This window comes from Methylobacterium symbioticum (assembly GCF_902141845.1).
In the GTDB taxonomy this organism is placed as follows: domain Bacteria; phylum Pseudomonadota; class Alphaproteobacteria; order Rhizobiales; family Beijerinckiaceae; genus Methylobacterium; species Methylobacterium symbioticum.
Genome location: NZ_CABFPH010000136.1, coordinates 1 through 11,400 on the forward strand (window position 1 = coordinate 1; position 11,400 = coordinate 11,400).

The following is an 11,400-nucleotide window of genomic DNA, read 5'->3' on the forward strand; positions in this document are numbered from 1 at the left end:
CGGCAGGCCCGAACATCGACAGGCACTGATTGTAGGCGAGGTCGTTCTTCAGGCGCTCGCAATCGTTGATCGACCGAGGCGTGCCCTGGGCGAGCGCCGTGGTCGGTCTGATCCTCGTCTTCGCGATCCGCTACCGGCGCGGCTCGAAGGCCGACCGCCACCCGCTGCCCGCCATCGTCTCGCGCGAGTTCGAGATCGGCTGGACCGCGGCGACGATCTTCCTGTTCCTGTTCGTGTTCTGGTGGGCGGCCTCGGCCGAGATCGGTGCCTACTCGGTCCCGCGCGACGCCATCGAGATCCACGTCGTCGCCAAGCAGTGGATGTGGAAGACGCAGGCCTCCAACGGCGCCCGCGAGATCAACGAGCTGCACGTGCCGGTGAACGCGCCGGTGAAGCTGATCCTGACCTCGCAGGACGTGATCCATTCCTTCTACGTGCCGGCCTTCCGCCTGAAGCGCGACGCGCTGCCCGACCAGCTGACCGAGACCTGGTTCCAGGCCACCAAGACCGGCACCTACGGCCTGCTCTGCACCGAGTATTGCGGCACCGACCACGCGCGCATGCTCGGCCGCGTCATCGTGATGGAGCCCGAGGACTATGCACGCTGGCTCTCGGCCCAGCCCGAGGGCGACGACCTCGCCCACCAGGGCGAGCGGCTGTTCTCCGAGCGCGGCTGCGCCGGCTGCCACGCGCCGGGCTCCACGGTGCACGCGCCCGACCTCGCCGGGATCTGGGGCCGGCCGGTGCCCCTGGAGGGCGGGCGCATCGCCACCGCGGACGCCGCCTATATCCGCGACTCGATCCTGCAGCCCGGCCGCGACGTGGTGGCGGGCTACCGGCCGATCATGCCGAGCTATGCGGGCCTGCTCTCGGACGGCGAGATCCAGGCGCTGACCGCCTATCTCCGCGGGCTCGGCTCCGCGCCCGCGGTGGCGCGCACGCCCGGCCTGCCCGACCTGCGCTCGAACGTCCCCGGCTCGGCCCCGGAGCGCAGCCCGGCCATGGTGCCGGGCGCCCCCGTCCAGGACAGGCCGGCCCCGGCCGGCCCCGCGGTACGGCCGTGAGCGCCGCGATCGCCGCTCTCCCTTCCCCGCAGCGGGACGACCCTCCCGGAGGCTCCCCATGAGCGCCCCAGTCGCTGCCAGCCCCACCGGCCTCGCCGACCGCGACGAGCTCGATCTCGGCCTGCCCCCGAGCTACCTCGCCGACGGGCACGGGGTCGGGTCCTGGCTCCTGACCACCGACCACAAGCGGATCGCGATCCTCTACGCGGTCACGATCACGCTGTTCTTCTTCCTCGGCGGCGCCGCGGCCACGCTGGTGCGGCTCGAGCTGTTCACGCCCGAGGCCGACATCGTCCGGGCCGACACCTACAACAAGCTGTTCACGCTGCACGGCGTGGTGATGGTGTGGTTCTTCCTCATCCCGTCGATCCCCAACACCTTGGGCAACTTCCTGCTGCCGCTGATGATCGGGGCGCGCGACGTCGCCTTCCCGAAGCTCAACCTCGTGAGCTGGTACCTCAATGTGGGGGGCGGCCTGCTCGCCGTGGCGGCGCTGCTGGCGGGCGGGGTCGATACGGGCTGGACCTTCTACGTGCCCTACTCGACCGTGTTCTCGAACGGCTGGGTCTCGCTCACCGTGCTCGGCGTCTTCACCACCGGCTTCTCGTCGATCGCCACGGGGGTGAACTTCATCGCCACGATCCACATGCTGCGGGCGCCGGGCCTGTCCTGGTTCCGCCTGCCGCTCTTCGTCTGGGCGATGTACACGACGAGCCTGATGTTCGTGCTGGCGACGCCGGTCCTGGCGGTGACGCTGCTGCTCGTCTTCGCCGAGCGCAGCTTCGGCCTGCCGATCTTCGACCCGGCCCGCGGCGGCGACCCGGTGCTGTTCCAGCACCTGTTCTGGTTCTACTCGCACCCGGCCGTCTACATCATGATCCTGCCGGCGATGGGCGTCATCTCGGAGCTGATCACCTGCTTCGCGCGGCGGCGGATCTTCGGCTACACCTTCATGGTCTACGCCCTGGTGGCGATCGCGGTGATCGGCTTCTTCACCTGGGGCCACCACATGTTCACCTCGGGGATGTCGTCCTACGCGGCGCTGGTGTTCTCGTTCCTGTCCTTCATCGTGGCGGTGCCGTCCGCCATCAAGGTGTTCAACTGGACGGGCACGCTCTACCGCGGCCAGGTCGGCTTCGAATCGCCGATGCTCTACGCCCTGGGCTTCGTCGGCCTGTTCACCCTGGGCGGCCTCACCGGCCTGTTCCTCGCCTCGATCCCCGTCGACGTCCACGTGCAGGACACCTACTTCGTCGTGGCGCATTTCCACTACATCATGGTCGGCGCGTCCGTGTCGGCCTATTTCGGCGGCCTGCACTTCTGGTGGCCGAAGATCACCGGCCGCATGTACCCCGAGACCTGGGCGCGGTTCGCCGCGATCCTGATGTTCTTCGGCTTCAACCTGACCTTCTTCCCGCAATTCATCGCCGGATATCTCGGCATGCCGCGGCGCTATCACGTCTATCCGCCGGAATTCCAGGTCTGGAACGTGCTCTCCTCGTCCGGCGCGGCGGTGCTCGCGGTCGCCTACCTGATGCCGCTCGGCTACCTGACCTGGTCGCTCCTCTTCGGCGAACGCGCCCGGAACAACCCCTGGGACGCGAGCGGGCTCGAATGGCGCACCTCCTCGCCCCCGCCCCGGGACAATTTCTTCGGGGCGCCGCGGGTGCAGGGCGGCCCCTACAGCTACCATCCGGAGGGCGTCGCCCCGATCCACGACCAGCCGCGCATCCCGGCGCAGGGATCCCTGACATGAGCGGCGCGCCCGGGGAGGCTGGAGCCGCGGCGCATCTGCGCGAGCCATGGTCCGAGCTGGAGACCGGGCCCGCGGCGGCGTTCGCGCGCCAGCGCGACGGCGCCACCTTCGGGATCTGGATCTTCCTCGCCAGCGAGGTGCTGTTCTTCGCGGCGCTCTTCCTGATCTACACCGCCTACCGGATCGCCAACCCGGAGGCCTTCGCCGCGGCGGGCCGCGCGACGAACATCGTCTACGGGACGCTCAACACCGCGATCCTGCTCACCAGCAGCCTGACCATGGCGATGGCCGCGCAAGGAGCCGAGAAGGGCCTGTTCCGGCGCCTCACCCTCGGATGTCTCGCCGCCACCGCGGCGCTCGGCCTCGCCTTCCTCGTGGTGAAGGGCTTCGAGTATCGCGAGGACATCGAGAAGCACCTCGTGCCGGGCGCGCATTTCGCCCTGAGACAGGCGCCGGCGCAGATCTTCTTCGGCTTCTACTGGCTCGTCACGGTGGTGCACGCGATCCACCTCGGCATCGGCATCGGCCTGGTGACGCGGCTCCTCGTCAAGGGCTGGCGCGATCCGGATGTCCTCACCGAGAATCCGCAGGTGGAGGTCACGGCGCTCTACTGGCACCTCGTCGATCTCGTCTGGGTCTTCCTGTACCCGATGCTCTACCTGCCGGGACGGGCCGGATGAGCGCCGGGCCCGACACTCCCGCCGCCCTCTGGCGCCGCAACCTGCCCGTCTGGGCCGCGCTGATGGCGCTGCTCGCGCTCTCCGCCTGGGCCGCCTACTGGCCGTTCAAGACGCTCAACACCGTGACCGGCTTCGCGATCGCGGGGGCCAAGGCCGGGCTCGTCCTCCTCGTCTTCATGCAGTTGCGGCGCGCGAGCGGCCTCGTGCGCCTCGCCGCCGCCTGCGGCCTGTTCTGGGCCGCGATCCTGTTCACCCTGACGCTCGCCGACGTGCTGAGTCGCCTCGCCGGCGGCTGAGCTCGGCCCCTCCGATAGGCTGCCGGAGGGGCGTGGCGAAATACAACTCCTGATTACTATTATCAAATCATCTCAACCGCGGAATTTTCGCGCCTGTTTCATCCGTTTGGTTGCGTGCGCAGCGGCACGTCACGGATCAAAGGGGGGGCCTATATTCAGATCATCACACGAGAGCGGACCCGAATAGGCGGGCCCCCGGATGAAGGAGAACCGAAAGACCATGAAGACCCGCATCGCTGCCGTCGTCACCGCCCTGGTCCTTGGCGTCGCCCCGATCTCGTCGGCCATGGCCTTCAACTCTCAGTGGACCGGCTACGGCCCTGACGCCGTCGAGACCACCGGTGCCCTGCCTGGGCTCGGCTTCTCCGAGAGCCGCAACCCCGCCACCTGTGCCATGAGCTCGGCGGCCGAGGGCAATGCCAACCAGCAGAACTTCCCGGTCAAGCAGTACGGCCAGACCGCGGGCGGCAACCGCTGCTAAGGCAGCGTCCGCGACATAAACTGCGCCACACGCGATGAGGAGAGAGCGGTGTCCGCGATCCAAGGATGGCGGGCCTTGCTCTGAACAGGAGTCCAAGTCTACCGCATGATGTTGAAAGCGTTCTCGTACGGCATGATCGGTGCCTTCGTCGTGGGCCTGATCGTGACGGTCGCCGGTTCGGCCGATGTGCTGCTGAACCTCTGATCCAACCCCGGTCGCAGCGAGGGGCCGTCCAACCGGGCGGCCCTTTCCGCGTCGTGGGCCGCAGCGTCGTGTCGGACGGCCGATCCCATGCAGGGTCCGTCGTCGGGACCCGGATCCCGGCCTCCCGCCAGACCGGTTCCGCGAGAGACGGGGTTCCAGAGCCGATTCCGATCGCGTTGCAACCGGGATCGGCTCCAAGGCCTTGTTCTGACGCGATCTGTTTCGCCGGACCGGCATCCGCTTCGGCGAAGAAAGCTCTAGCCGGCCGGGCGCGGCGCCGCGGCACCGAATCCCGCGGGCGGACGCGAGCCGAGATGGCCGCGCAGCGTCCGGCCCTCGTAATCCTGCCGGAACAGGCCCCGTCGCCGCAATTCGGGCAGGACGAGTTCGATGAAGTCGTCGAGACCGCCCGGCAGCGTCGCCGGCATGATGTTGAACCCATCCGCGCCGCCGGCCCGGAAGCGCGTCTCCATCTCGTCCGCGATCTGGGCCGGGGTGCCCACGATCTGCGAATGGCCGCGCGCGCCCGCGATCCGCAGGTAGAGCTGGCGCAGGCTCAGGCCCTCGCGCCGGGCGAGATCGAACATCAGCCGCTGGCGCGACTTGGCACCGTTGGCCTCCGGCAGGTCCGGGACCGGCCCGTCGGGATCGTAGCCCGACAGATCGAAGCCGCCGACCATGCGCTCGAGAAGCGCCAGCCCGACCACCGGGTCGATCAGATCCTGGAGCGCCTCGAACTTGGCCCGGGCCTCGGCTTCGCTGCGCCCGACGACGGGGAAGAGGCCGGGCATCACCTTGAGGTCGTCGGGCGCGCGGCCGAAGCCGGCCATGCGCCCCTTCAGGTCGCGATAGAAGTCCACGGCCTCGTCGAGGGTCTGGTTGGCGGTGAAGACGATCTCGGCGGTGCGGGCGGCGAGGTCCTTGCCGGGCCCCGAGGAGCCGGCCTGGACGAGCACCGGCTGGCCTTGCGGCGTGCGGGAGATGTTGAGCGGCCCCCGGACCTCGAAATGCGTGCCGCGATGGTTGAGCGGCCGGAAGCCGTCCGGCTTCGAGAACTGACCGCTCTCCCGGTCGATCACCACCGCGTCGTCGTCCCAGGTGTTCCAGAGGCCGAGGACGACGTCGACGAACTCCTCGGCGCGCGCGTAGCGGTCGGCGTGCTGCGCGATCCCGCCGGTGCCGAAATTGGCGGCTTCCGCATCGGTGGTCGAGGTGACGAGGTTCCACCCGGCCCGGCCGCCGCTGAGATGGTCGAGCGAGGCGAAGCGGCGCGCGACGTTGTAGGGCTCGTTGAAGCTCGTCGAGGTGGTGGCCACCAGCCCGATCCGGCTCGTGACGGCGGCGAGCGCGGAGAGCAGCGTCACCGGCTCGAAATGCGTCGAGCGGGCGGTGCGCTCGCTGGAGCGCAGGTTGGAATCGCGGATGCCGGTGCCGTCCTCGAGGAAGACGAGATCGAACTTCGCGGCCTCGGCCTTCTGCGCCCAGCCGACATAGCGTTCGAGGTTGATGCCGCCATCGGCCTCGCTCGACGGATGGCGCCAGCCCGCGATGTGGTGGCCCGTCGCGTAGAAGAAGGCGCCGAGGCGCAGGGTGCTCTGTGTCATGAACTGTGGTCTGAGGGTTGAGGGCGTGGGGCGAGGCGGCGGCGTAAGCCTTGAGAGCATCGTCCGTGCTCCCGGGATCACGGACGATGCTCTAGCGGACCATGCCCCAGCGCCGCACGGTCAGGCGCTCCAGGGTCGCGAAGACGAGGTTCTCGACGGCGAGGCCGATGGCGATCACGAGGAGCAGGCCGGCGAAGACGCGGTCCGTGTAGAGCTCGTTGCGGTTCTGGAAGATGTACCAGCCGAGGCCGCCCCTGCCGGAAGCCGCGCCGAAGACGAGCTCCGCCGCGATCAGGGTGCGCCAGGCGAAGGCCCAGCCGATCTTCAGGCCGGACAGGATCGCCGGCAGCGCCGCCGGGATCAGGATCTGCCAGACGTAAGGCAGGCCCCTGAGGCCGTAGTTCCGCCCGGTCATGCGCAGGGTCTCGGGCACGCCCTGGAAGCCCGCATAGGTGTTGAGCGCGAGCGGCCACAGCACGGAATGGACCAGCACGAAGACGAGGCTCGCCGAGCCGAGCCCGAACCAGAGCAGCGCCAGCGGCAGCAGCGCGATCGCGGGCAGCGGGTTGAACATCGCCGTCAGCGTCGAGAGCAGGTCGCGGCCGCCTTGCGTCGAGATGGCGAGCGTCGTCAGGCCGAAGGCCAGCACGACGCCGATCAGGTAGCCCTGGGCCAGCACCTGCAGCGAGATCCGCACCCGCTCCGGAAGCTCGCCGCTGGCGAGCCCCTCGCCGAGCGCCGACAGGGTCGCGAGGAAGCCCGGCAGCAGGAGATCGTTGTTCTGCCAGCGCGCCGCCGCCTCCCAGGCGAGGGCGAGGGCGGCGAGGATCAGGCCCTTGCGCAGCCATCCCTGCTGCCAGAGGCGCGCGGCGAGCGGCAGCGCCCGCTCGACCGGCGCCTCCACGAAGGGCGGGAGCACCCGGTCGTATTCCGGGCGGATCGGGGGCAGGACGTGCTGGTTCATCGCGCGGCCGTGACGGGTTCGGGGCCGGCCTCGAACAGGCGTCCGTGCAGGCGCTGGACGGCGGCCTGGAAGTCGCGGCTGCCGATGTCGCTCAAGGTGAAGGCGTGGCTGTTGACCTCGCTGCGGACGCGGCCGGGATGGGGCGAGAGCAGCGCCACCCGGTTGCCCACCACCAGGGCCTCCTCGATGGAGTGGGTGACGAAGAGCAGGGTGAAGCGCACCTCCTCCCAGAGGGCGAGGAGCTCCTCCTGCATCTTGCGCCGGGTCAGCGCGTCGAGCGCCGCGAAGGGCTCGTCCATCAGGAGCACCTTCGGCTGGGTGGCGAGGGCGCGGGCGATGGCCACGCGCTGCTTCATGCCTCCGGAGAGCTGGTGCGGGTAGCTGTCGGCGAAGGCGGTGAGCCCGACCTTGTCGATGTAGTGGCGCGCCCGCGCCTCCGCCTCGCGCCGTCCGGCGAGCCCGGCGGCCCGCAGCGGGAAGGCGACGTTCTGCGCCACCGTCTTCCAGGGCGGCAGCTGGTCGAATTCCTGGAAGACGACGATGCGGTCGGGCCCGGGGCCGCGCACGGTCTCGCCGCCGAGCCGGATCTCGCCCTCGACCGGTGGGTGGAAGCCGGCGACCGCCTTGAGCAGGGTGGACTTGCCGCAGCCCGAGGGCCCGAGCAGCACGAAGCGGTCGGCGGCGTAGACGTCGAGATCGATCCGGTGCGTGGCGCGCACCACCCGCTCCCGCGTGCGGTATTCCAGGCTGACGCCCGAGATCTGCAGCAGGGGCGCCGGCAGGCCGGCCGGGGCCGGCGGCGCGGCGGACCGGTCGGTCCGGTCGGCTCGCGCCTGGGGCGCGGGCGGCGCGTCCGGTCGCCGGTCCACGGCCAGGCGCTCGCGTGTGGCGACCAGGCTCATCGACATCCGCCGCTCAGCTGCCGGCCGCGACGCGCGGATTGACGAAGAAGTACTCCTCCAGCGCCTTGGGCTCGTTCTTGATCGCCCCGACCCGGTGCATGAACTGGCCGAGGCCGAGGGTGTTCTGCGGCTCGATCTTGAAGGTGACCTCGGGGTTCTTGATCACCTTCAGCAGCAGGTCGCGGTCGATGCGGCTGTTGTTCGCCTTGATGTAGATCTCGGCGGCCTTCTCCGGGTTGGCGGTGATGAACTTCGCCGCCTCGTCGAGGGCGTCCACGAAGGCCGCATAGGTCTTCGGGCTGTCCTTGTAGAAGCGCTCGGCGGCGTAGAGCACGGTCGAGGAGGCGGGACCGCCCTGCACGTCGTAGGATTTCAGGACGATGCGCGCGTCCGGGTTCTCGGCAAGCTCCTGCTCCTGGAAGGGCGGGTTCGCGAAATGGCCGGTGATCTCGGTGCCGCCCTTGACGATGGCCGCGGTGGCCTCCGGGTGCGGGACGGCGACGCTGATCCGATCGAGCCGGGCGAATTCCGTGTCGCCCCAGAGCTTGGCCGAGGCCCATTGCAGGATGCGGGCCTGAACCGAGACGCCGACCGCCGGCAGCGCGATGCGGTCCTTGTCGGTGAAGTCGGCGATCGTCTTCACCGCGGGGCGGTTGCTGACGAGGTAGTAGGGAAAGTTGCCGAGCGAGGCGACGCCCCGGACGTTCTGGCGGCCGCGGGTGCGGTCCCAGAGGGTGAAGAGCGGGCCGACGCCGGCGCTCGCGACCTCGATGTTGCCGGAGAGCAGCGCGTCGTTGACGGCCGAGCCGCCGGAGAGCTGCAGATACTCGACCTTGATGTCGAGCCCCGCCGCCTTGCCGTGCTTCTCGATCAGCTTCTGATCCTCGGCGACGTTGAGGAGCAGGTAGACGACGCCGAACTGCTTGGCGATGCGCAACTGCCCCTCGGCAGCCTGAGCCGGGCCCAGCCCCGCCGCGAGGGCCAGGAGGCCGCCCAGCAGGGCGGCTCGCCGGCGCGGGAACAGGCTGGGTCGCTGGCGGGTCATGGGATCCTCGGTCGGGCCGGTCGCTGATCGGGACAGGCGCGGCAGGCGCTCTGAAACCGGCACGAAATCTGGCCGCACTTCCCGATACGGTCAACGGAATGTTCTTTTTAAAGAACGGCTGATCGGGGCGGGTCTTTCTCTTTTCAGCGTCGCAAAGAGAACATCCCGCTGATTGCCATCGATGCAGGCGTCCGAGTTCTCTGTGAGCCCATGCCGACGGTGCCACATGCGTGCCCACGGCCTGCCGGATCGCGTGTTGTTCTCTTTATCGGACAGGCCGATTCCCCTCCCCGACCGCGCCGCGCGATCCGGCGCATCCGAGGCGGGCGAGATGAAAGATCCCCTGTTCCGGCGCCCGCGGAGATCGTCCGTTCCAAGCTGCGGACGTCTTTGGAATGTCCGGCGGCGGCGCGATCGCGTAGCGTCTGCCTCGCACGCTCAGCTTCGGGCCGCACGGGGAGCGCGACCGCCTCCGGTGCGGGCCGGACCCGAGGCGCATCCGCGACAGGCTCGGCCGGCTGCCCGGCGTGACGGCCCGGCGCGGCTCCCGCCCGTCGCGGTTGCGGCCGCGGATCCGTCCTCCTCACCCGGCTCCGCCGAGCCGCCAGACGACAGAGTCCCTCACGATGCATGCTCTGAGATTGATCGCGGTGATCGCCCTGACGCTCGGCGCGTTGGCCGCCCGGGCGGAGCCGCTCCGGGTCGGCGTCGTGCCGGGCGCCTATGCGGATGCCGTCAACGCCGTGGTGGGGGAGGCCAAGGCCAAGGGCATCGACGTGACGGTCATCGAGTTCAGCGACTGGACGACGCCGAACGTCGCGCTGGACGCCGGCGACATCGACGTGAACTTCTTCCAGCACAAGCCCTTCATGGAGAATGCCGAGAAGCAGAAGGGCTACGATTTCGAGGTCGTCGGCCTCGGGATCCTGCAGAACCTCGGCCTCTACTCGCTGAAGCACAAGAGCCTGGACGCCGTTCCCGTCGGCGGTCGCGTCGCCATTGCCAATGATCCGGTCAACCAGGGCCGCGGGCTGCTCCTGCTCCAGAAGGCCGGGCTGATCCGGCTGAAGGACGGCGTCGGCTTCCTCGGCACCCTCGACGACATCGCCGAGAACCGGAAGAAGCTGAAATTCACCGAGGTCGAGGGGCCGCAACTCGCCCGCATCACCGGCGACGTCGATCTGGCGCAGGGCTACCCGCACTTCATCGTGGCGGCCGGCACCTTCGACCCGACGAGCGGGCTCGTCTATTCCGGCATCGAGGACAAGCTGTTCGCGGTGAGCTTCGTCACCAAGGCCGCGCGCAAGGACGATCCGACGATCCGGCGGTTCGTGGAGATCTTCCAGGCCTCCGATGCGGTGAAGGCGCAGATTCGCAAGTCCTTCGCCAACAGCGACAAGCTCTACCTGCTGGCTTGGCTGAACTGATGACGGAACCGATGGCGGGCCTGGCCTTCGATACCCTCCGCGACCCGCTGCGCTGGATCGCCGGGGACGCGTCCGAGGCGGCCTCCCGGGCCGTCGCCCCGCGTGGGGCGCAGGGGGGCGGCACCGTGCGCTTCGAGGCCGTCTCCAAGACCTACCGGTCGGCGGCGGGCGAGATCCGGGCGCTCGACCGTGTCGACCTCGACATCCCGGCCGGGTCGATCTTCGGCATCATCGGGCGCTCGGGGGCGGGCAAGTCGAGCCTGCTGCGCACGGTGAACCGGCTCGAAGCGCCGACCTCCGGCCGGGTGCTGATCGACGGCGCGCCGATCGCGGACCTCGACACGGCCGGGCTCGTGGCCCTGCGCCGCCGCATCGGCATGATCTTCCAGCACTTCAACCTCCTTTCGGCCAAGACGGTGCGGCAGAACGTGGCGCTGCCCCTCGTGGTCGCCGGCGTCGAGCGGGGGCGGATCGCGCGCCGGGTGGACGAGGTGCTCCGCCTCGTCGGGCTGGAGGCGCGGGCGGACGCCTATCCCGCCCGGCTCTCCGGCGGCCAGAAGCAGCGCGTCGGCATCGCGCGGGCCCTCGTCAGCGATCCGGAGATCCTGCTCTGCGACGAGGCGACCTCGGCCCTCGACCCCGAGACGACCCTCTCGATCCTCCGGCTCCTGCGCGACATCAACCGGCGCCTCGGCATCACCATCATCCTGATCACGCACGAGATGAGCGTGATCCGCGAGATCTGCAGCGACGTGGTGGTGCTGGAAGCCGGCCGGATCGCCGAGACCGGGCCGGTCTGGCGCGTGTTCGGGGCCCCGGACGCGCCCGCGACCCGGGCCCTCCTCGAGCCGCTGACTCGCGGCCTGCCGGAGGATCTGGCCGCGCGGCTGCTGCCCCGCCCGGGGCCGGGCGCGGTGGCGCTGCTGCAACTCGCCTTCGCCGGGCAGGCGGCGCCCGACCTCTCGGCGCTCGCCGCC

The 11,400-nt window shown here is 69.8% G+C and carries 11 protein-coding genes; 7 read left to right on the top strand and 4 right to left on the bottom strand.

The genetic code is table 11. From position 1 onward, the window contains the following. Positions 1 to 65: 65 nt before the first annotated feature. From coxB to MET9862_RS26075, 5 genes are all read left to right on the top strand, one after another. Complete coding sequence (coxB, locus tag MET9862_RS26055; protein ID WP_142585872.1) at positions 66 to 1,064, top strand: cytochrome c oxidase subunit II; 999 nt, start codon at positions 66 to 68, stop codon at positions 1,062 to 1,064. 58 nt (positions 1,065 to 1,122) lie between these two features. Beyond that, on the top strand, positions 1,123 to 2,820 hold the full coding sequence (gene ctaD, locus MET9862_RS26060) for a cytochrome c oxidase subunit I (RefSeq protein ID WP_142585873.1): 1,698 nt from the start codon (positions 1,123 to 1,125) through the stop codon (positions 2,818 to 2,820). Next, complete coding sequence (locus tag MET9862_RS26065) at positions 2,817 to 3,500, top strand: cytochrome c oxidase subunit 3 (protein WP_142585874.1); 684 nt, start codon at positions 2,817 to 2,819, stop codon at positions 3,498 to 3,500. Before ctaD ends, MET9862_RS26065 begins: the two co-directional genes overlap by 4 nt. Further along, positions 3,497 to 3,796 (top strand): cytochrome C oxidase subunit IV family protein, encoded by a 300-nt coding sequence (locus tag MET9862_RS26070; RefSeq protein WP_142585875.1) that lies wholly within the window; start codon positions 3,497 to 3,499, stop codon positions 3,794 to 3,796. Before MET9862_RS26065 ends, MET9862_RS26070 begins: the two co-directional genes overlap by 4 nt. A gap of 220 nt (positions 3,797 to 4,016) precedes the next feature. Next, positions 4,017 to 4,277, top strand: coding sequence for a hypothetical protein (locus MET9862_RS26075; protein WP_142585876.1), 261 nt, complete (start codon positions 4,017 to 4,019; stop codon positions 4,275 to 4,277). Between the two features lie 461 nt (positions 4,278 to 4,738). Here MET9862_RS26075 and MET9862_RS26080 read toward each other — a convergent pair whose 3' ends face one another. The 4 genes from MET9862_RS26080 to MET9862_RS26095 all read right to left on the bottom strand — a co-directional run bounded on the left by MET9862_RS26080 (position 4,739) and on the right by MET9862_RS26095 (position 8,996). Continuing rightward, positions 4,739 to 6,085, bottom strand: coding sequence for an LLM class flavin-dependent oxidoreductase (locus tag MET9862_RS26080; RefSeq protein ID WP_142585877.1), 1,347 nt, complete (start codon positions 6,083 to 6,085; stop codon positions 4,739 to 4,741). Positions 6,086 to 6,176: 91 nt separating this feature from the next. Then, positions 6,177 to 7,049 (bottom strand): ABC transporter permease, encoded by an 873-nt coding sequence (locus tag MET9862_RS26085; RefSeq protein ID WP_142585878.1) that lies wholly within the window; start codon positions 7,047 to 7,049, stop codon positions 6,177 to 6,179. Continuing rightward, positions 7,046 to 7,951 (bottom strand): ABC transporter ATP-binding protein, encoded by a 906-nt coding sequence (locus tag MET9862_RS26090; RefSeq protein WP_185157012.1) that lies wholly within the window; start codon positions 7,949 to 7,951, stop codon positions 7,046 to 7,048. The genes MET9862_RS26085 and MET9862_RS26090 overlap by 4 nt, the downstream gene beginning before the upstream one ends. 13 nt (positions 7,952 to 7,964) lie before the next feature. Continuing rightward, positions 7,965 to 8,996, bottom strand: a complete 1,032-nt coding sequence (locus MET9862_RS26095) for an ABC transporter substrate-binding protein (RefSeq protein ID WP_142585880.1) — start codon at positions 8,994 to 8,996, stop codon at positions 7,965 to 7,967. A 626-nt stretch (positions 8,997 to 9,622) separates the two neighbouring features. Between MET9862_RS26095 and MET9862_RS26100 the strand changes: the two genes are divergently transcribed. Next, a complete protein-coding gene (locus tag MET9862_RS26100) occupies positions 9,623 to 10,423 on the top strand; it encodes a MetQ/NlpA family ABC transporter substrate-binding protein (protein ID WP_142585881.1) in 801 nt (266 codons plus the stop codon). Next, positions 10,423 to 11,400: methionine ABC transporter ATP-binding protein (locus tag MET9862_RS26105; protein WP_438616658.1), on the top strand; the 978-nt coding region annotated here is incomplete at its 3' end. The genes MET9862_RS26100 and MET9862_RS26105, both read left to right, overlap by 1 nt.

Excerpts from the sequence above, each read along its gene's own strand:
- ctaD (WP_142585873.1), top strand. The coding sequence starts at position 1,123 with ATGAGCGCCCCAGTCGCTGCCAGCCCCACCGGCCTCGCCGACCGCGAC.
- MET9862_RS26065 (WP_142585874.1), top strand. The coding sequence starts at position 2,817 with ATGAGCGGCGCGCCCGGGGAGGCTGGAGCCGCGGCGCATCTGCGCGAG.
- MET9862_RS26070 (WP_142585875.1), top strand. The coding sequence starts at position 3,497 with ATGAGCGCCGGGCCCGACACTCCCGCCGCCCTCTGGCGCCGCAACCTG.
- MET9862_RS26075 (WP_142585876.1), top strand. The coding sequence starts at position 4,017 with ATGAAGACCCGCATCGCTGCCGTCGTCACCGCCCTGGTCCTTGGCGTC.
- MET9862_RS26080 (WP_142585877.1), bottom strand. The coding sequence starts at position 6,085 with ATGACACAGAGCACCCTGCGCCTCGGCGCCTTCTTCTACGCGACGGGC.
- MET9862_RS26085 (WP_142585878.1), bottom strand. The coding sequence starts at position 7,049 with ATGAACCAGCACGTCCTGCCCCCGATCCGCCCGGAATACGACCGGGTG.
- MET9862_RS26090 (WP_185157012.1), bottom strand. The coding sequence starts at position 7,951 with ATGAGCCTGGTCGCCACACGCGAGCGCCTGGCCGTGGACCGGCGACCG.
- MET9862_RS26095 (WP_142585880.1), bottom strand. The coding sequence starts at position 8,996 with ATGACCCGCCAGCGACCCAGCCTGTTCCCGCGCCGGCGAGCCGCCCTG.
- MET9862_RS26100 (WP_142585881.1), top strand. The coding sequence starts at position 9,623 with ATGCATGCTCTGAGATTGATCGCGGTGATCGCCCTGACGCTCGGCGCG.